The sequence below is a fragment of the Caballeronia sp. INDeC2 genome, assembly GCF_023631325.1.
GTDB lineage: Bacteria > Pseudomonadota > Gammaproteobacteria > Burkholderiales > Burkholderiaceae > Caballeronia.
Genome location: NZ_JALQDG010000049.1, coordinates 94168 through 112432, shown reverse-complemented (window position 1 = coordinate 112432; position 18265 = coordinate 94168). Strand labels below are relative to the sequence as shown.

At 61.7% G+C, this 18265-nt stretch carries 18 protein-coding genes and 1 pseudogene; 7 read left to right on the top strand and 12 right to left on the bottom strand.

The window, feature by feature from the left end:
- Nucleotides 1–55 precede the first annotated feature (55 nt).
- The 5 genes from NCS28_RS31725 to NCS28_RS31705 all read right to left on the bottom strand — a co-directional run bounded on the left by NCS28_RS31725 (nt 56) and on the right by NCS28_RS31705 (nt 3082).
- Nucleotides 56–1174 carry a sensor histidine kinase gene (locus NCS28_RS31725; RefSeq protein WP_250517736.1) on the bottom strand — a complete coding sequence of 373 codons (1119 nt, stop codon included), beginning with the start codon at nt 1172–1174 and terminating at the stop codon, nt 56–58.
- Between the two features lie 286 nt (nt 1175–1460).
- Complete coding sequence (locus tag NCS28_RS31720; RefSeq protein WP_250517735.1) at nt 1461–1808, bottom strand: response regulator; 348 nt, start codon at nt 1806–1808, stop codon at nt 1461–1463.
- A 132-nt stretch (nt 1809–1940) separates the two neighbouring features.
- Nucleotides 1941–2084: a hypothetical protein gene (locus NCS28_RS31715; protein ID WP_250517734.1), complete on the bottom strand. Its 144-nt coding sequence runs from the start codon at nt 2082–2084 to the stop codon at nt 1941–1943.
- A gap of 222 nt (nt 2085–2306) precedes the next feature.
- On the bottom strand, nt 2307–2480 hold the full coding sequence (locus NCS28_RS31710; protein ID WP_250517733.1) for a tyrosine-type recombinase/integrase: 174 nt from the start codon (nt 2478–2480) through the stop codon (nt 2307–2309).
- 278 nt (nt 2481–2758) lie between these two features.
- The gene (locus NCS28_RS31705) at nt 2759–3082 is read right to left on the bottom strand and encodes a hypothetical protein (protein WP_250517732.1); all 324 of its coding nucleotides are present in this window, start codon (nt 3080–3082) and stop codon (nt 2759–2761) included.
- Between the two features lie 928 nt (nt 3083–4010).
- Here NCS28_RS31705 and NCS28_RS31700 point away from each other — a divergent pair.
- A complete protein-coding gene (locus NCS28_RS31700; protein ID WP_250517731.1) occupies nt 4011–4274 on the top strand; it encodes a hypothetical protein in 264 nt (87 codons plus the stop codon).
- A 465-nt stretch (nt 4275–4739) separates the two neighbouring features.
- On the opposite strand, the gene NCS28_RS31695 is transcribed toward NCS28_RS31700, so the two are convergent.
- Both NCS28_RS31695 and NCS28_RS31690 read right to left on the bottom strand, forming a co-directional pair.
- Nucleotides 4740–5195, bottom strand: a complete 456-nt coding sequence (locus NCS28_RS31695; RefSeq protein WP_250517730.1) for a response regulator — start codon at nt 5193–5195, stop codon at nt 4740–4742.
- Nucleotides 5196–5253: 58 nt separating this feature from the next.
- Nucleotides 5254–5460 (bottom strand): hypothetical protein, encoded by a 207-nt coding sequence (locus tag NCS28_RS31690; RefSeq protein WP_250517729.1) that lies wholly within the window; start codon nt 5458–5460, stop codon nt 5254–5256.
- A 101-nt stretch (nt 5461–5561) separates the two neighbouring features.
- On the opposite strand from NCS28_RS31690, the gene NCS28_RS31685 reads away from it, so the two are divergent.
- The 5 genes from NCS28_RS31685 to NCS28_RS31665 all read left to right on the top strand — a co-directional run bounded on the left by NCS28_RS31685 (nt 5562) and on the right by NCS28_RS31665 (nt 9971).
- Nucleotides 5562–5783 carry a CsbD family protein gene (locus tag NCS28_RS31685; protein ID WP_250517728.1) on the top strand — a complete coding sequence of 74 codons (222 nt, stop codon included), beginning with the start codon at nt 5562–5564 and terminating at the stop codon, nt 5781–5783.
- Between the two features lie 128 nt (nt 5784–5911).
- Nucleotides 5912–6082 (top strand): hypothetical protein, encoded by a 171-nt coding sequence (locus NCS28_RS31680; protein ID WP_250517727.1) that lies wholly within the window; start codon nt 5912–5914, stop codon nt 6080–6082.
- Nucleotides 6083–6960: 878 nt separating this feature from the next.
- On the top strand, nt 6961–8586 hold the full coding sequence (locus tag NCS28_RS31675; RefSeq protein ID WP_250517726.1) for a TnsB C-terminal domain-containing protein: 1626 nt from the start codon (nt 6961–6963) through the stop codon (nt 8584–8586).
- Nucleotides 8587–8593: 7 nt separating this feature from the next.
- Nucleotides 8594–9466: a TniB family NTP-binding protein gene (locus NCS28_RS31670; RefSeq protein WP_250517725.1), complete on the top strand. Its 873-nt coding sequence runs from the start codon at nt 8594–8596 to the stop codon at nt 9464–9466.
- Entirely contained in the window at nt 9453–9971 is a 519-nt protein-coding gene (locus NCS28_RS31665) for a TniQ family protein (protein WP_250517724.1), read from the top strand. The genes NCS28_RS31670 and NCS28_RS31665 overlap by 14 nt, the downstream gene beginning before the upstream one ends.
- Nucleotides 9972–10117: 146 nt before the next feature.
- Here NCS28_RS31665 and fliT read toward each other — a convergent pair whose 3' ends face one another.
- The 4 genes and pseudogenes from fliT to NCS28_RS33455 form a co-directional block, all read right to left on the bottom strand.
- Nucleotides 10118–10417: a flagellar protein FliT gene (fliT, locus tag NCS28_RS31660; protein WP_250517723.1), complete on the bottom strand. Its 300-nt coding sequence runs from the start codon at nt 10415–10417 to the stop codon at nt 10118–10120.
- Between the two features lie 20 nt (nt 10418–10437).
- Entirely contained in the window at nt 10438–11979 is a 1542-nt protein-coding gene (fliD, locus tag NCS28_RS31655; RefSeq protein ID WP_250517722.1) for a flagellar filament capping protein FliD, read from the bottom strand.
- Between the two features lie 186 nt (nt 11980–12165).
- A complete protein-coding gene (locus NCS28_RS33460) occupies nt 12166–13611 on the bottom strand; it encodes a flagellin (protein ID WP_502801266.1) in 1446 nt (481 codons plus the stop codon).
- A gap of 6 nt (nt 13612–13617) precedes the next feature.
- Nucleotides 13618–14379, bottom strand: a pseudogene (locus NCS28_RS33455) (flagellin N-terminal helical domain-containing protein); the annotation flags it as partial.
- A 242-nt stretch (nt 14380–14621) separates the two neighbouring features.
- Here NCS28_RS33455 and NCS28_RS31645 point away from each other — a divergent pair.
- On the top strand, nt 14622–15647 hold the full coding sequence (locus tag NCS28_RS31645; RefSeq protein ID WP_250517720.1) for an IS110 family RNA-guided transposase: 1026 nt from the start codon (nt 14622–14624) through the stop codon (nt 15645–15647).
- A gap of 513 nt (nt 15648–16160) precedes the next feature.
- Here the strand turns inward: NCS28_RS31645 and NCS28_RS31640 are convergent.
- Nucleotides 16161–18212 carry a site-specific integrase gene (locus NCS28_RS31640; RefSeq protein WP_250517719.1) on the bottom strand — a complete coding sequence of 684 codons (2052 nt, stop codon included), beginning with the start codon at nt 18210–18212 and terminating at the stop codon, nt 16161–16163.
- Between the last annotated feature and the right edge of the window lie 53 nt (nt 18213–18265).

Genomic DNA, 18265 nt, shown 5'->3' with positions numbered 1-18265 from the left:
TTCTCGAAGCGCAGAGCCGATTACAGATCGGCGTCGCCGGTCGGTAAGTTTCGCATCATACGGGGGACCGTGGCATGTGAACGGTGAAGCGAGTTCCCCGTTCGGACGATTCCACGCTTATCGTTCCCTGATGCGCGTTAGCGATACAGCGGCAGATGTAAAGGCCCAAGCCAATACCGGCCGCGGTTCCACTTCGATTGGGCGAACTGGCCCTTGTCAAGGGATCGAACAGCGTCGGAAGCGCGTGCTGCGGTATCGGATCGCCTTGGTTAGAAACGACCACGCTTATCTGCCCATCTTGACCCTTGGCTTCGACGAGAATCGGACCCGAGCCATATCGAACCGCGTTCGTCAGCAGATTGACCATCAATTGCCCGAGCCGGCTGCCGTCCCATCGGCCCTGGAGTTCGCCCGCAAGACGCAGGTCGATGTGCGCATCGGGGTAGGACGCGCGCACCTCGTCCGCCGCGTCGCCGCAGATGCGCCCCATTTCCTGCGGCGTAAAGCTGACCGGCATCGCGTCGCCCAGACGGGTGCGCGTGAAGATGAGCAAGTCGTCAATCATTTGTTTCATGCGCATGGCCCCGCGCTGCACGAATGCGACTGCTCTCACGCCCGCTGGAGACAGGCTTTCGTCGTGCAGCAGTACTTCGCCGGAATTCAGTATCGCGCCAAGTGGCGAGCGCAGGTCGTGTGCAAGCACCCCGGCAAACAGGTCGTGAATGCGCGCGGTCCGATACGCGTAGTGTCGCACCGACTCTGCGAGCACCTGATCAATCGCCTCGTTGAAGCGGATCATTTCCTGAAACGCCGCGGCGCTGTCCGGAGAACCTCTCAACCAGCGGCGCAGCACCGTGGCGCGCAGGGCGCGAAACTCCGCCACCACATCATTGATGCCGAAGCCATGAGAAAGGCGCTCCTCTGCGTGTCGATGCGCCACCCGATCGAAGCTGTTTTCCAGTTCGCGGTTGTCGCCCCGCGACTTGCTCTGCTGCTGCATCGGGCTCTGCGCGTCGCGCATGTCTGCGGCAATCGAAGTCAGGATTTCGGCGGCCGAATCGCGCAATTGGATTTCGGAGAGTTGACTGCCCTCTTGGCTGAGTGCCAGCGCGTATTCTGCCCAGTCGTCGATCAAACCGGGAAGATCGCCTTCAATAAAATCTGCCAGGCCCATTGATCCCCCAAATAGATCCGCGTCACGTTAGATGACGGCGGCCATTAGCCGCCGGAAGGAACGCCAGGCAATCGACTTGGAGCGGCAACCTTGGGGTCTGCTGTTCTGGCCGCCGAGCTCGCCCTTCGGCGAGATTGTAGCGCCGTCGGCCGTGCCGGAACCGGTTCACTTTGCATCTGGGCAAAGGCAGGGCCTGCCCTCAAAAGGCAAGCGTTCGGATTAATGTGATCAGTTCGCCCGGCGGTCGGCCTTTCTGCACATAACCGTCGAACTGGTCCGCGGTGGCTTACAGGCGCACCTCGGACTCGTCCAGCGCGGTACGGGCGACGATCGCGATATTACCGGTACGCGGTCCCTGTCGCAGCGCACGGGCGGCGTCGAAGCCGTTGCATTCCGGCATCGAAATATCCATCAGGATGACGTGAGGGGTCCACGCGGTCCCGATCAGGATTGCTTCCCGGCCGCCGAAGGCCGTGCGGCACTGTATGCCCTCAAGCGCCAGGTAAGCGGCCAGGGCAAGGGCCCCGCTGGCGTTGTCGTCGACGATCAGGACGCGCGTGATTGCCCCATTGAGGGCAACACGACGGGTCGTCCAGGGTCGAGCCCTTCGATCGGCTGATTTGGGATTAAGCATGATTGCGCATCGTTGGGTAGGCGAGCGCGCTGCCCATGCCCGCGTTGGAGCCGCTAGTGCGGGAAGACACCAATGCCGGATCGCCGGATTACGCCCTTGCGGATCACGCCCTGCAAACGGTTCGAACCTCTTTTACACGTCTATCCGGTCTTTCCGGGACTCTCGCAGTTCCCGCTCCCATTTTTCCCATATGCTGCGGTCGTCGCCGTTCTGGTTATTGAGATAAACGACGAGCGCTCCGCCGAGAAGCAACAGAATCACCGTCATCGCGATCATTTCCACACCCCTAGAGCAATTAAGCTGGCGCACGTCGCACCACGGCCATGCGCGAGAAGCGCGGCGCGCAGCGAGCCTCTGAGCACGGGTGGTGAAGCAAATCGTAGTCCAGTGAATCCAGCAAATCTGCGTCGGAATTGTCTCGCGCCTCGGCGCGAGGAAAATGGCATTCACTGTCCGTCCACCGGCACCAAGGCGGCGCACCTTGCGCGCAGTTCACGCTTATCCCTCGTCTTCCGCGTAGTAGCGCGCCGCAGCCTCCAGCATGCGTCGGCGCTCCGCCCGCACATAGATCGAGGTCGTCTGCAGCGACGCGTGACCGAGGATTGCCTGCACGACATCGGTCGGTATCTCACGCGCGACCGCGCGCGTGCCGAACATAGTGGCGAAACGCATGCGCGTTCGACTGCCCGAGTCGCACCCGTTCATCGAGGCCCAACCCATCCATCGTCTCAACGAGTTCGGTGACCATTCGACTAATCAGCCGGTTCAGTCCATCCGCGGTGTAGCCCCGCTTCATTCGCAGGCTGCCCGTCCCACCCTCCGCGCCCTGCCCCGCTCGATGTCGCCGGCGCGACGCGTCGGTCCACGGAATGACGACGGGGCTCAGCAGCGGCCCGCTCGGTTTGTCTTCTTCGGTTGCTGCGCGCGCAGCGCGTTCAGCGTCGCGGCGCTCACCGGCACCGTACGTTCGCGCTGGCCCTTGCCGACGATGGTCGGCTCCCACACGGGTCGCTCGAGCGTCCGGAATCGCCCATCAACAGAATCGCCGCGCGCACGGCGCGCCACTGCACGCCGTCTCGACGCGTGTTCGTGTCCATGCGCCACTGCGCACCGGCCGTCACCCCGCCCGCTTCTGCTGAGCGCACATCGAGCTCGTCACGCAGCTTGCGCCACAGATTGGAAGGCAAGGCGCGTTCAATCTTCATCGCGCGTTCGCGCCTGGTCACCATCGAATCGTTGACCGCCTTCCACGGATTGCCGGCGAGATAGCGCACATCGATCTACCAGGCGAAGGCCGTACGCAGCACGCGCACGGCATTACGCTGGGACTCGGGTGACAGCGATGCCGTACCATCGCCGGCCGAGGCGAACGAAGCTGCCCGCGAAACGAGCGGGGCCGTGCTCGATGCGAACGGCGAAATAGCAAGGACTGCGCGTTCGGCAGCCAAGCGTCCCGTCTAAAGTCTGGCGGCGCATGAAGCCTCGGGCGGCTTCATGCGCCAGGTCGCCTTCATCGCAGGCAGGCGCTCATTGGACATCATGGCTCCCCGGATAAGGGCCACGAGCCGATCGTCCGATAAGCGGCGCTTTTGGCAACGATCCTCTGCAGATCGACATACTGCGCCGCGCCTCCGCGGTTTTCCAGCGATTACAGACCGCATCGGCAAATGCTCCCAGATGGATACCGATGAGTATGCATTGCAAACGTTTCTGACGTACGTCCGAACGAGCATCGCCAGGATCACCGGGCTTCGAACCTTCAAACGCCTCGCGCACCGAAGCGTTTGAAGGCGGGCGCCTTCAGGTATGCGGTCGAAGTTTAATCTGCCCGACCCTTCGTGCCCGAGAACGACACGTGCGCACGCGCTCCGTCACCGCACAAGGTAGTGCCGCAACGAAACATGAATATCTTTGATCCGCTTGCATCGGCAAACGCCGCCCTCTGGTCGCTGTTCGCGGGTGGACCGCTAGGATTCGCGGTGCAATCTTTCGTCGATCCGCAGTCGGTCGATAGCCGTGCAAGGCCGGAAACACGGTCGACATCATCGACGAGTCGCCCGCGGCGAGGCCGCAGCTTCCCGCGGCAGTGCCGTCTATGAAGCCGCGCGACGCATCAGAGTTAGTATGGCAAGACACTTACGGCGGCGGCATTGGATTTCCAGCAGCAGCCCTTTAACAGCCGCTTTCATAGAGACGACCGTCATGACCAGTGATGAAATCGCAGCGACCGCGTTGGCGAACAAGAACCTGCTGGTCGCCTTGATCGACTATCTGGCCGAGCGCGATCCGAAAATTCGGGCGGCGCTACGGCAAGGTTTTAACGTCGCCTCCCATATCGCCGCAACGGCTGAGCAAAACGCTGGAAACGACCAACTCGTTCGGTCTGTGCAGATTGTGCTTGAGATGTTGGCGCCGAGCGACGGCCGTCCTCCGCTCACGCTCGTTCCGAACGGTGACCAGATCTAATCGTCACGCGGATGGCTGCTGTTCGCAGCAGCGCAGCGATTTGAAGTCGCATGTTGTTGAGGCATCGAGCCGGAGGTCCTCTCGATTAACGCTCAACGCTCGCGTGCTCTTCAGACGGTCGTTCGCTTTACCGGGCCCCGCCTCTTATCAGGCGTAGGAGCGTTCACCCTCGAAGGCCTGCCCCCTCGGTCGTGTCTAGCGGGCTGCAAGCATCCTGATGACGATTCCGTCTAATACGGCGATGCAATTGCCTTTCATGGGTCTTGTTGAACAAACTGGGCCGTTGCGTCCGACGCGTCACAATAACAGGCGGCGAGCGCGGCACGCGTGTCAGCAAATCGCGCCTGTCGCGTTGCATCGCTCCGCGGTTCTGCAGGGGTCGTTGCGTTTTCCGGTTCCCCGCTCGTGGGAAACGAGAAGGAATCAGCTGTCGGCTCGGCGAGGACTGCGGGGCTCGCAGGACAGTCACCGAGTAGCCTCCCGGATCGGTCGTGAAGGCGCCAGATGCTCGATCATCCGAAACAGACCGGGCAACGGTGCGCCTTTTCGGTAAAAAGCGTCGATCTCGACCGCCTTGCCTTTGTCGATGACTTCATCTTCCGGCAGAGAGGTGTGGGCAACGATCGGGACTTTCGAGAATCTTGTCGTGCCGCGCATCGCCTCGGCGACGGTGAAACCGTCGCAGTCGGCCATCTCGATGTCAAGAACGATGACGTGTTGCGTCCATGCTTGCGGAATCTGGAAGGCGGCCATCCCGTCTTCGACGAGGTATGCGCGGCAGCCATAGGCATCGAGCGCCGCAGCAAGTGCCGTCCCGAGCGCCTCGTCGTCGTCGATGACAAGCACCGCCACGGGCGGATCGACAGCATCGAATGATCGGCTTGCCCATAGCCCGGGCATTGGCGAATCGGCGGGGTGCATGGCGATAAGGTCAAGCGTTGGTCGGCTTTGCCTTCGCTTGCGCAACGCGCGTGCCGATCTAAGCGGCTCCGCTGTCGTCGCTCGTCGTCACTCCAAGCGCACGCATGACCTTGCCGGCATCGGCAAGCGCTGCCTCCTGGCTTCCAAAAGCTTTGAGCAATTGACCCATAATCCTCACGGCGTCGCTGCCCGGCGCCGACATGACGGCAACCCATATCCACCCGCCGGGTTGGCGTTCCACCTTGATTTCCGCAGCTTCGGCCATGTCCAACCTCCCATGTCAGCAATTCCAGGGCGGCTCTGATGGAGGCGGCACCTTCCTTGCGTGAGTTGATTACCGCCGACAGGCGTTCTAGGGAGAAGACAATGAACGAAGATCAAGTGAAGGGTGTAGGCGAAAAGGCCAAAGGCAAGATCAATGAAGGGGTCGGAAAAGTGACCAATGACCCGGCTCAAGAAGCGAAAGGTGACGCACAGCAAATCGCCGGCGAAACCCGGAAGCAAGTGGGAGATCTCAAAGAAGATGTGAAGGATGCCGCTGATAATGCGGCTGACCGCGACGACGATGCACCCGCACCGGCGCCGTGAGCAAAGACGGGTTAATGACTCAGCCACGTCTTGGGCGTGGCCTCATCGGTCTGCGAGTGTCCGTGCCGGCTCCGGCCGGCCTTTTCATCCTCAGAATAATCGGCCTTCTATCCTTGCCTCGATCACTCATGCAGCCGAAACAGCGCCATTTTGGGAGTTCCAAAGTCGAGGAGCGTCCTCGCCAGCTGCAGCAACTCGTGTTCAAACGGACCGGGGTGGATGATCTGCTTGGTTTGTCGAATGAATTCGGCGCCTTCGACAAAAAATTGGTTGGGATACCGGCCGCGATGCCGATGTAGCTGGTTCGGGGTCATCAAACGGTCCAACGGTCGGCGAGCGGGTCCAGCGTTTCACGATGTCCCTGGCGCGAAGGGACTAGTCGGGGATCTATCAAATTTATCGTTGTCGGTACAGCGATTGCTCGTGTTTGCCATTTCCCCGTGGTGCTTCGCCCGCTCTCAGCGGGCATTCTTTTGACTGGAGACCCTGGGATAGAGTCAGGGCTCACCGGGTCAAGTTGCGCTGCCTGCGCTTGTCGTGACAACGCAAGGCTCGACGATCAGTGCAGCCGTGAACCTTTCGTAATGTCGCCGATCGCCTTGATGGGGCGAGTCGGTCACCCGAAGCGGCGGCGCCGCATAGCTGGCTGACTTCAGCAAGTTAAAAGCATTGCAGCATGACTTATGCACAAGGTTTTCAACGGAATTAACCCGTAGCGGGATGTCTGCCAAGTTGCTGAGCGCGGCATTAAAATAGGGCGGTCTTACCGGAAAGATCGATCAAGATCACCCGATTACTGTTTTTCCTTCGCTTCCGATGCCTCGCAGCAGCCCCCGAAAATCACCACCATCAACCGGCGCTCGTCGCCCAACGAGCCGCGCGATGTTACTGCCCTTGCCACCGGAATCCCTGCGGAAGATGTCGCTTCAGATCCACCTCGCGCTCGCTGCATGTTGTTGAGGCTCGTTAATTCCGCTAATCGTGTTCAGCGATGCTGCTAATAGTGAACAGGCCCATCTCCCTGATTTTTCATCATATTTTTAGGAAAAGTACCTTGAGTATAACGTTGCACCCTCGCAACGGTTGCTGACCGTCCTGTTCGCTATTTGTGCTAATACCAGCTTGCTGCTCGTTAATTGTACTAATGTGGATTTGTTGTCAACCACCGCGACGCACAATGGTCAAAGCACGCGATCCCGAAGACCGAGCGAACGAAATCGCCCGCGTACTGCGACCGCTTGGAAACGGGCCTCTTACGAAGGCTCAGGCGTTGACAGCCGCTCAATTGCTTGATGTGCATTGGACCACCGTCTATCGCCTTAGGCGACGTTTTTTGGCGAATCCGGTCACTGGCGCGGTCATGCCTCGTGACCGAGGGCCAAAGACTGGAGGCCGGCGCCTGAACGAACGGGCCGAGTTGATCATTGACGAAGTGCTCATGAGATGGCTTCCCAAGCAGCGTCAACTCGCTCACCCGCTTTCCGACTTGACACTTGAGATCCGGCGTCGCTGCACGACTGCAGGCGTCCAACCGCCGAGCCGCAGTTCCGTGGTCCGGCGTTGGGTCGCACATCGCGAAGCTGACAATCTCGCTGAAGCTAGCAAAACAACAGCAACACCTGGAAACTTCGTGGTGCACCATCCGCTCGACGTCGTCCAGGTCGACCATACCCAAGCGGATATCATGCTGGTCGACGCGTTTGGCCGGCGCCCGATCGGCCGACCATGGCTCTCACTTGCCATTGACGTCGCGACTCGTTGCGTTGTCGGTTTTTATCTCAGCATGGAACGCCCTGGAGCAGCGACCGTCGCCCTTCTGCTGACGCGCGTAGCGCTTCCCAAGTCTGGCTGGCTGAGTAGACTCTGCGTCGAGGTCGAGTGGCCGATGCAAGGCGTCCCAAAGGTGTTGCATCTCGATAACGCCGCGGAGTTCAAGAGCCGGGCCCTTCGAACCGGATGCTCCGAGTATGGCATCGAGTTGATGTACCGCCCGGTCGGACGCCCTCACTTTGGAGGGCACATTGAGCGTTTGAACCGTACGCTGATGGAGCGCGTGCATGGTCTTCCCGGCACCACGGGTTCGTCTCCCAAAGGGCGAAAGAAGCGCCCGCCCGAGAAACACGCTGCGCTGACGCTGCCGGAGTTTGAGCGATGGCTCGCGTTGGAAATCGGGCAGCGTTATCACCACAGCGCGCATCGCGGCCTTCATGGGGCGACGCCCGCCAGCATGTGGGCGGCGGGATCGAATGGCGCTGAAGCTTCTTCTCGTCTTCCAGATACGCTCGAAGCGGAATGGCAGTTCCTGCTGCGATTCCTACCTGTCGCCCGACGAACGATTCAGGCTGACGGGCTGACCCTGTTCCATATTCGCTATTGGCACCCGATATTCTCCGCATGGCGACTAGACCGCCGCGCAGTGACGGTCCGTTACCATCCGGAAGATCTCTCACGGATATTCGTGAGCGTTTCTGGCAAACAGTTCATCGAAGTTCGCTTTGCCGACCTGCGTCATCCTCCGATCTCGCTTTGGGAGCAGCGATCCATTGTTCGCTATCTACGCGGCCAACGACAGGAGTTGATTTCCGAAGCGACGATCTTCCGCGCGATCGAGGAGCAACGTCGTCTCGTGGCCCAGGCTCAACGGGATACTCGAAAGGCGAAACACCGAACTGGTAAGGCTAAGACCGACCGCTACGCGTCACGGAAGGTTTTTTCCGCACCTGCCACGTCCGACTCTTCTTCAGCATCCAGTCCGGTCGATTACAGCAAGCCGGCCCCCGCGTACGATGTAGAGCAATGGTGAGAGCGATATGAGGAATACACAGCTCGGACACTTACTACCGGCGGTCCGGCCACAGGCTCAGCTCGAAGATGGAACGCGAATTCAGTCTTTGCTGCGCGATCGGTGGATAGATTATCCGCGTGCGACTCAGGCGTTGGACCAGCTCCGGAAGCTGCTTGCGACGCCACGGCGAGAGCGAATGCCATGCCTTCTCCTGCATGGCGACTCCAATATCGGCAAAACACAAATAATCGCCAAGTTCCGGCGCGAGCATCCCGATGAGTTCGACGAGCGACGCGGCGTTGAAGTGCGCCCAATCATTTCGATGCAGATGCCGCCGACACCCGATCAGCACCGCTTCTACTCAGCATTGCTCTTTGAGCTCGGCGCGCCGCACAACGCTGCAGCAAGTCTCGCGGTGTTGGAGAGACTTGCACGAGACCTGCTGAGGAGAATGACGCCGAGCATGTTGATCGTCGACGAAGTACACCATCTTCTGGCGGGCACGTACCGCGAGCAACGCGCCGCTTTGAATCTGCTCAAGTTCCTCGCCAACGACCTTCGTGCCAGCATCGTTCTCGTGGGTACCGACGACGCGGTAATCGCCCTGCAGAGCGATACGCAAATGGTGAGCCGATTCACACCGTTCGAGATTCCCCGCTGGCGCGAAAGCGATGCCTTTCGTCGGCTGCTGTCGGCGTTCGAACGCATATTACCGCTACGTCGCCCGTCTGATCTTGCGCGACGCGAGATCGTGCAATACGTCCTGGCTGCCAGCGAGGGACTCACCGGCGAAGTGTCGCGGATCTTGAACGGCGCCGCAGAACTGGCGATTCGTGACGGCAATGAATCGATCAATCTGCATCATCTCGAGCAGGTAACTTACCTTGCCGTCCATTAGTCTGCGTCCTTGGCCGGTAGCGCCTCGCCCGTTCGGCGATGAGGCCTTCGGGAGTTGGTTCGGGCGCGTCGCCAGCCGCTACCAGTTGAGCGTCATTCAGGCGTGGGAGATCAATCACCTTGGACCATTTCCACCGTTGACGAATGCCGGATGGATCTTATTCCCTCCCCTACCTGCCAGCACGCTCAACGTCCTTGCCACGCTCGCTCGTTTGGACGTTGATAGTCTCACGCAGATTCAAACGCGACCTGACTGGCTGAAGGCCCGCTCGAAACTCCCGTACTGTTTTGTTTGCCTGACAGTTAATCCAGCCGATGTCTTCGCGCCACGCTGGAAAAGCCGGTGGCTCGATCCAGGAACCGTAGTGTGCGAGGAACACGGGACGTTGTTGGACCGAATTCCGGTAGCACTTCCGAAACGGGCTCGAAATATGACGAGTCTGCTATCGCTCGTCAGCAAGTATCGACGTGCCATCGCCAGATCGAGGCTCGCTTGGCGGTATTAGCAAAATTAGCGTACCTATTAGCACAATTAACGTACCTCAACAGTAGAGGCGATGGGCCTACACTTTGTGACCTCTCAACGAGAGTACAGGAGCGACTTCATTCTGCTGTGTGTCTAAGTTTCTTATCGGCCTGATAAGGAAAAACTTTAGAGCCGTGCGGCCTGATGATATTGGCTGGCGGCTTTCGCGCCATCCATCGAGCGGCGATACGTTGCCGAAAGGGCCGTCTGCGCGTCGCGCGCGCGGGCAGCGACGGCGTCCATGCTCGCCTGAATCTTGCGGATGACGATCAGCGCGTCCGCCGGCTGGTCTGCCTGCAGGGACATCACGAGCGGCGCGCGCGCTTCGTCGAGCTCGGCGGCTTGCGCCCAGTCTTCCTTGCCGACTGCGGCTTCGATCGCCTCGGTCAGCGTCCAGGCGTTCTGAATCAGTTCCTGCTGGTTCATGGTTCCGTCGATTCCTTCGCTTACTTCTTGTTGTCGGACATCGCGCCGGCGCTGTTGCTGCCGCCGAAGAGCGCCGTCAGATAGCTGGTCTGCGTCGCCATCGACGACATCAGCGTGTTCAGCGCCGTGAACTGCGAGTTGTACGAGGTCGTCAACTGCTGCGTATAGGCGGTGAGTTGCGTCTGCTGATCCGCGATGTTCGACAGATCGTTGTTGAGCGCGGTCGTGCGCGAGTCGATCACGCCGCCCGTCTGCAGGAACGAGGTCAGGCTGTTGTTCAGCTGCGCCGCGACGCCGTTGGTCGAGTTGAACAACGCGGCGACCGTGCCGGAGCTATTGGTCAGCGCGCTGGTGAGCTTGTCTTCGTCGGTCTGCAGCGAGCCGTCCGGCTGCAGCGAAATGCCGATCGACGCGAGATTGACCTGATTCGTGCCCGAACCGATCGCCTTGCTGATCGTGCTCGAGATCGTGTTCTTGATCGAGTTCATCATCGAGTCGCCGAGCAGCGCGCCGCCTTGCGAGCCGGCTGCCTGGGTCGAGTCGAACGACGTCAGCGAGGCTGCCGTGCTGATGAAGTTGTTGTACGCCGTGACGAACGCTTCGATGGTCGTCTTCTGGCCGGTGACGTCCTGGCCGATGGTGAGGTTCTGCGTCGTGCCGACCGCGTCCGAGGTGAGCGACATCGTCACGCCGGTGATCGCGTCCTTTACCGAATTGCTCGAACTCGTCACCGCCGTGCCCGCGACCGTCAGGTTCGCGTCCTGGCCGGCCGTGCTCTGCGTCCAGCCGCCCGTGCTGCTGATGGTCGTCTGGGCAGGAACGTTGATGGTCTTGGTCGAATCGTTCGGGTCGGTCTTGGTGGTCGCGGCTGCCGTCGTGGTCGCGACCGCGAGCTTGTTGAGCGACGAGGTGCTGTCGTCGGCGTCGACCGTGATGTTGATGCCGTTGGACAGACCCGTCGACGAGGAGCGCAGCACGAGGTGCGCGCCGTCCGTGCCGTTGACGATGGTCGCCGTGACGCCCGGGTTGTCGGACGCCGAGTTGATCGCCGAGGCTATGCCCGAGAGCGTGTTGTCGCTGCTGTCGATCTTGATCGTGCTGGTCTTGCCGTTGACGTTGAGCGTCATCGAGCCGGTGCCGAGCGTGTCGGTCGACTTGAACGCGCCTGACGTGATCGACTGCGACGTCGCGATGTTCTGCACGTTCACCGAATAGCTACCCGCGACCGCGCCGCTGGCAGCGGTGGCGGCGAGGCCCTTGCCGTCGGCGGTGGCGGTGAACTGCGAGAGCGTCGTGCCGTTCGCGAGATTCGTGAGCGAGCTTTGCAGCAGCGAAAGAATCGACTTCAACGTGCCGATCGCGGTGAGCTGCGTGTTGTCGGCCGTTTTCTTGTTGTTGAGCGCGTCGGTCTGTCCTGCGACCTTCGCGTTGACGATCGCGCTGACGAGCGAGTTCACGTCCATCGTCGAGTTCGTGGAACCGCTGATGATCGACTGCGCGGCCTGCTGGACGGCGCTCGTCGGATCGACAGTGGAACCCGTTGTCGTGGCTACGGTGGTCATGTGTGCTCCGGTCGTTACTGGTCGCGATCGTTCGGGAATGGGGCGGGAGTCGTCATCTCCCGAAAACGCGCACAGGGAGACGAGCTCCCGGTGCGCTGACTGCTTGTGCTTCTACTGCGATGTTTTATTACACCCGGCGCGCATTGTACTGATAACGCGCGCCGGTTACAGCGTCGGCCGTGATGCTTAGCCGAGGAGCTTCAGAACTTGCTGCGGCATCGAGTTCGCTTGAGCCAGCACCGAGATACCAGCTTGTTGCAGCACCTGAGCCTTCGACAGGTTCGCGGTTTCCTGCGCGAAGTTCGCGTCGGTGATTTGCGACTGAGCCGACGACAGGTTCGTGGCCTGTTGGGTCTGCGTCGACGCGATCGACGTGAAGCGGTTTTGCGCAGCGCCGAGCGAAGCCTGAATCGTGTTGACGGCGTTCAGCGCGTTGTCGACGGCTTCGATCGCCTGGTTTGCACCAGCCGTCGTGCTGATGTCGATGTCCGAAACCTTCGGCGGCACGTTGTTGCTCGTGACTGCCTTCAGGCCGTCGGATGCTGCCGCGACGTTCGGGTTTGCGGCCAGGACGCCTGCGCCAGAAATCGTCTTGGCGTTGTCGCCCGAAGTTGCGGTGTCGACCGAAAACAGATTAGCTGCGTTCGCGTTGATTGAAGCCGTCGCGTTTTCGTTACCACTGGAGTCCACCGCACGGAAGGCATAGCCGCCGTTGCCGTCGGCGTACACGTTCACCGACGTGTAGGCAACCGGGTCCCCCACGTTCGCCGCGTTGCCGGATGAGTTCAGATTCACCGAAACCGTGCCGAGCTTGGTGGCTTGAGTGGCGCTCTTGCTCTGAACGTCGCTCAGGGCCGACGAGATGGCGGTCGCGTTAGCGTCCGAGCCCACCGTGCCGACTGCTGCGCCCGTGAGAGAGATCGACGCGGCCGTGAGCGGATCGCTACCCGGCGTGCCGCTCGCGCTACCGATTTTGAACAGGTCGGCGAGCGTATTCGTCGCGTCGGTCACGGTGACCGCGTTATCGCTGGCGTCCAGCGCAGCAAAGTTGTAGCCGCCGCTGCCGTTGGCCGTGATCGCGATCTTCTTGATCGAGCCGCCGGTCGTCGACGTAAGGTCTGCCGGGTCAATCGCGGTCGCCAGGGTGATCGTCGTCAGCGGCGTGCCCGACTTCGCGAAGCTGCTGCCGGCCGGGTAGGTGGGAGCGACGTAGCTCTTCGAAACAGCCGACGTGATCTGCGTGCCGGCGCCTGTTGCATCCCCGCCAAGGGCGGCCGCACCAGCCGAGGACAGTGACAGCGAACCGGGCGTCGTACCCGAACCTTCGCTCGTGGAGAAGAGCGATGCCAGGCCGCCGCTTGCCGTAACATTCTTGGTGACGTCGGTAGTGCCGTTGAGCGCCTTGAAGGTATAGCCACCGTTGCCGTCCGCCAGTACCTTGATGGAGGTGATGTCGGTGCCCGCGCTACCGCCTTCGCCGCTCAGATCCAACTTCAGGGCGGTGTTTCCGGTCGTAGTGATGGTAGCCAGTTCCGTGCCGCTCACCGCGAAACCGCCTGCGGTCGTCTTGGCGTTGGCCGACTGGATTGCAGCGATCGAGCTCGTCTGAGCCGCGCTCGCGCCGTTGGTCAGGGCGCCTTGCGGTTTAAGCGTCAGCGCCGTTCCCGTGCCCTTCACTGCGGCGTCGCCGCCGAACAGGTTCGAAACAGCCGCGCTCGACAGAGCCTGGTTGTTCTGGTCGGTGAACGTGAAGCCGCCCTTGCCGTCAGCGAGAACGTTGATCGACGTCAGGGTAGCCGTCGAGCCTGCAGCTGCGGCGTTGCCGGTCTTCGCGTCGAGCGACAGACCCGTCATCGTGCCGAGCACCGAACCCTTCGCCACGGTACCCGTGCCGAGGTTCGCTGCCGAAACGCTGTGGCTCAGATCGACGCTGATCGTCTGGCCGACGTTCGCGCCAACCTGGAACGACACGTTGCCAGCAGAACCGTCGAGCACGTTCGTGCCGTTGTACGTGGTTTGCGAAGCGATACGGTTCACTTCAGCGATACGCTGCGAAACTTCCTTCTGCAGCGCGGCCTGGTCGTCGGCCGAGAGCGAGCCCGTCGCCGACTGCACAGCCAGCTGGCGGATACGCTGAAGGTTGTCGGTGATCTGGTTCAGGCCGCTCGACGCCGTCTGCGTCATCGACACGCCGTCGTTCGCGTTCGACACGCCCTGATTCAAACCGTTGATCTGCGACGTCATGCGCGAAGCGATCGCCTGGCCGGCTGCATCGTCAGCAGCGCTGTTGATGCGCTTGCCCGACGAGAGGCGGGTGATCGCCGACGACAGCGCGCTCTGCGTGCTGTTGAGGTTCTGCTGGGCAACCAGCGAGTTGATATTGCTATTGATACCGATCATTTTTTGCTCTCCTGGGAGACTTTGTCTGGCTTTGGCTTTGGCACCGAGTGTTGCCTTGGCGGTCCTGCGCTCGGTGATAGCCGGCCGCCTACTTGTGGTTATCGGGCCTGGCAGGACAAACTTTAGGCCGCGCTGCCGGTATCTTTTACATCGTGTCGGACCACCCCTCGAGCGCACGCGGGTGGACAACGTGTCTGTGGCACCTAGAATGGTGAAGTCTGCCTGTGCGGCTGGAGGCTCGAATGGACAAGATTCGGTGGGTCGGCGTCGACATCGGCAAGTTCGTTTTCCAGGTTCACTGGCAGGATGGAGACGGCCATGTGCTCGCGCGAAAGCGGATGTCGCGGGCGCATTTCCTTGACTATTTCGCGTCCGCGGCGCCGTGCTGTATTGCCATGGAGGCGTGCGCTGGCTCGCATTTTCTGGCTCGGCAGTTGCAGGCGTTTGGGCACACTCCAAGGCTGGTCGCGCCGCAATTTGTCCGCCCGTTTCTCAAGAGTTGTAAGTCCGATATAAACGACGCGGAAGCGGTATGCGAGGCAGCCACCCGACCGTCGATGCGCTTTGTCGCGCCAAAGAGCGAGGCGCAACAAGTCCTGTCGGCGCTGCAACGCGTCCGGCAATCGCTGGTCACCGACCGCGGCCGAACTGCCAACCAGGTCCACGCATTTCTGCTCGAATTCGGCTTTGCAATGCCGCGCGGCGCGGGCCTCTGGCGCAGCCTCGCCGCGCTGATCGAGCAGCAGCGGTTGCCACCGGCGATCTCGCCGCTTCTCGAACAGCTCGCGGTGCAGTATCGGATGAAAACAACGGACATCGCGACGATCGAACGAGACATGCTCGCTCGACTCAGAAAGGAGGAAGCGGGCAGGCGGCTGCTGACAATTCCCGGGATCGGCCCTGTGACAGCTTGTGCGCTGCTCTGTGAACTGGGCGAGGGCCAGCAGTTCGCGAACGGTCGCCAGTTCGCCGCGTCGATTGGCTTGACACCACGCGAGCACGGTTCGGGCGGAACCACCCGACGCCTAGGTATTACCAAGCGAGGCGAGAAGCACGTGCGGACCCTGCTGATTCTGTGTGCCCACCTCATCATAGCGCGACCCGGCACGCATGCCGACGGACTGGGCGACTGGGCGCGGGCTTTGGCGAGGCGGCGCCATCCGAGCGTCGCTGCCTGCGCGTTGGCGAACCACCTCGCGCGCATCGCCTGGGCGGTGGTGGCGCACCGAACCGACTACGAACCGCGCTTGACCCAGCGTGGCTTGTAGGATACGCACACCTAGAACGATGTCCCGGGGAGGCGCGGATCCGAGCGTGACCCAAGGCCGAAAAAAATTTGGCTCTCGAAGCCGTTGCATTGGCATGCCACGACACGTGCCGCTGACCAGGTCTCCGATGCCAACAGGCGCGCAGACATCGACTGCTCATCTTTCGACGAAGGGCTGTGCCGAGTGTGAGTGGATGGCTCGTCGAAGCCGATTAAGTTTTCGGAGCCCTCGGTCGACTTGGAGATGACCTCTTGGGGTGCCTGCGAAGGCACCCCTTTTTTGAGGGTCTGACAAATGGTGCAAGGTACCGAGACGCAGTCCCGGCGTGCCCAACGATCGGTCGAGAACCCGGTTGCCCGGTAGGCTGGAGAGACCGCGCTCATCAGGAGACAGGCGCGGCCGTGCGCTGCCACAAAGAAGTGTCATCCACAGCGAGACCCGAGTTCGCACGCTTTACGAATAAGCGGACCCTCACGCGTCGAACTCCCTTGCGCACTCGAGCGAGAGTGCTCCCTATGCCTCATCGTCGGCGTAGTAGCGCGCCGCGGCGTCGAGCATGCGGCGTCGTTCAGCCCGCACGTAGATCGAGGTCGTCTGCAACGACGCGTGTCCCAGGATCGACTGCACGACGTCAGTCGGCATCTCACGCGCGACGGCCCGCGTCCCGAATGTGTGCCTAAAAGCGTGAGACGAAGTGTTGGCCAGCTGCACCAAGTCCTCCGCGCTGAAGTCGGCCAACGCCGCGGTCTGCACACTCAGTCGCTGCATCGCCATGCGAACGATCCGGCCCAAGGCGTCGACTGTATAGGGCATCGCTTGTGCCCTACCCTGTTCGTTGGATTGGTCAGAACGCGCATCGTGCCGTTCGATCGCCGCAGGCGTGCCCGGAATCCAGGTCGGCGCGATCAAGGGCCCCTGCGCGCCAGCGGCGTCGAAGTCGTTACCCCGGTCCCGCCAGTGCGCGCGTAGCGCGGCGACGGTCGCGCGACTGACCGGCACCGTGCGTTGCTTGCGACGCTTACCCACGATGGTCAGGGTCCAAACAGCGCGGGTGACTCGAGCGGCGCCGGAGTTTGAATCCGGTAACGCTTTTTGTGCCGGCGCCGAAGTGTCAGTCGACGCATTGGTCGTCGATGCGTCATTGACCGATGCGCTGCTCGTCGGTGCACGGACTGCAGATTTCCTGCGTTCCGCTGTTGGGCGGTCGTCCGGATCTTCGGCTGGACGCAAATCTTCTCGTCGCGCCGAAGCCGCTTCCGCACGGCGCAGACCGGAATCACCCATCAACAAAATCGCTGCGCGAGCAGCGCGCCATTGCCGCGAATCATCGTCGCCGGGGAAATTGGCCTCGGACGCGAAGGCGCGGTCACATCGCTCATCAAGCGCTGCACGCACCTGCGCCCATAGTTTGGCCGGAAGTGCCCGGTGCACCTGCACCGCCAACTCACGCGTAATAGTCGCTGGTTCGTGGACGGCGCTCCATGGATTGCCCGCCAGATAGCGCACCTCGACCAGCCAGGCAAAGGCGCCCCGTAGCACCCGCACCGCATACGCCTGACTGTCCGCGGATAAGCCCTCTGGCGAAAACGGCCGCCACCTTCCACTCGTGCGCGGCCGCTTCGGTCCCGTGAACGACGGCAAGGGATTCTTCAAAAAATCCTTGTACGCCTCGCAGTCTTCGACGGTGAGCGACGACAACGCCTTGCGTCGCACCACCACGCTCCATAGGATCAGCCGCTCGAGTTCGCGCGTGTAGGCGCGTAAGGTCGTCGGTCGATCGCGATAACGGTGCAGGTACGCGTGGACCGCCGCGAGGTCGTGCTCGGCGCGAATGAACGCAAAGTTTCTTGCTCGATTTAAACCCGTCGTACCCGATAACTCGGCCGGCACGGCGAGCTGCTCAAACGGCGCAAGCCGCGGTTCGCTCGGATCGCCACCGACCACAACGACCCGCCCGTCGCTCTCACTTTCGCTCGCGCTTGCTGGCACCAACGATGCCGTGTCGACGTCGGCCGCGATTTTCGCGCCGAGCGTCGTCTCATGTCGCCGCAGCCACGCGACGATCGTCCGGGCCCGCAGCGCGCCGATGCGCGGCACCGACCGCCACCAGCTGCCACCGCGCGCATTGCAATAGTCGACCAGCGCGCCGAGCGTGCTGATCCCCTCCCCGCTTAAGCGCTGCGCGATCAGCGGCCGAAACCACAGGTGCACCGGATGCGTCATGAGCGGGACGGCGGCCGCCAGGGTCGACGCCTGCTCGACCATGCGCAAGGTCATGGCTGTCAGCTTCGCGCTGCCATGGTGCCTGATCGACGCCTTCAGGTGATCGGCCAGCACCGACGAGCCATGCAGCAACGCGAGGTGCACGAGGTCATCGCGCATCGTGCCCAAAAACCGTTCCATCGCATCGGCACTGGCCGCATGCGGTGAACGCTCGGGATCGTAATAGAGTCGCGCGATGGTCGCCGCCGGCAGGCGTTGCACAAAGGCGCGCAGCGCGGTGAAGTCGGTGCGCGTGTAGGTGCGCGGCGGCGGCAAGGTCAGCTGTTGCGGTTGATTGGCCATCGCGATGCACTCTCGTCTTTAGTCAAAGGAAGCGATTGACTTCCAACACGTGT

Excerpts from the sequence above, each read along its gene's own strand:
- NCS28_RS31725 (WP_250517736.1), bottom strand. The coding sequence starts at position 1,174 with ATGGGCCTGGCAGATTTTATTGAAGGCGATCTTCCCGGTTTGATCGAC.
- NCS28_RS31720 (WP_250517735.1), bottom strand. The coding sequence starts at position 1,808 with ATGCTTAATCCCAAATCAGCCGATCGAAGGGCTCGACCCTGGACGACC.
- NCS28_RS31715 (WP_250517734.1), bottom strand. The coding sequence starts at position 2,084 with ATGATCGCGATGACGGTGATTCTGTTGCTTCTCGGCGGAGCGCTCGTC.
- NCS28_RS31710 (WP_250517733.1), bottom strand. The coding sequence starts at position 2,480 with ATGCGTTTCGCCACTATGTTCGGCACGCGCGCGGTCGCGCGTGAGATA.
- NCS28_RS31700 (WP_250517731.1), top strand. The coding sequence starts at position 4,011 with ATGACCAGTGATGAAATCGCAGCGACCGCGTTGGCGAACAAGAACCTG.
- NCS28_RS31695 (WP_250517730.1), bottom strand. The coding sequence starts at position 5,195 with ATGCACCCCGCCGATTCGCCAATGCCCGGGCTATGGGCAAGCCGATCA.
- NCS28_RS31690 (WP_250517729.1), bottom strand. The coding sequence starts at position 5,460 with ATGGCCGAAGCTGCGGAAATCAAGGTGGAACGCCAACCCGGCGGGTGG.
- NCS28_RS31685 (WP_250517728.1), top strand. The coding sequence starts at position 5,562 with ATGAACGAAGATCAAGTGAAGGGTGTAGGCGAAAAGGCCAAAGGCAAG.
- NCS28_RS31680 (WP_250517727.1), top strand. The coding sequence starts at position 5,912 with ATGCAGCCGAAACAGCGCCATTTTGGGAGTTCCAAAGTCGAGGAGCGT.
- NCS28_RS31675 (WP_250517726.1), top strand. The coding sequence starts at position 6,961 with ATGGTCAAAGCACGCGATCCCGAAGACCGAGCGAACGAAATCGCCCGC.
- NCS28_RS31670 (WP_250517725.1), top strand. The coding sequence starts at position 8,594 with ATGAGGAATACACAGCTCGGACACTTACTACCGGCGGTCCGGCCACAG.
- fliT (WP_250517723.1), bottom strand. The coding sequence starts at position 10,417 with ATGAACCAGCAGGAACTGATTCAGAACGCCTGGACGCTGACCGAGGCG.
- fliD (WP_250517722.1), bottom strand. The coding sequence starts at position 11,979 with ATGACCACCGTAGCCACGACAACGGGTTCCACTGTCGATCCGACGAGC.
- NCS28_RS31645 (WP_250517720.1), top strand. The coding sequence starts at position 14,622 with ATGGACAAGATTCGGTGGGTCGGCGTCGACATCGGCAAGTTCGTTTTC.
- NCS28_RS31640 (WP_250517719.1), bottom strand. The coding sequence starts at position 18,212 with ATGGCCAATCAACCGCAACAGCTGACCTTGCCGCCGCCGCGCACCTAC.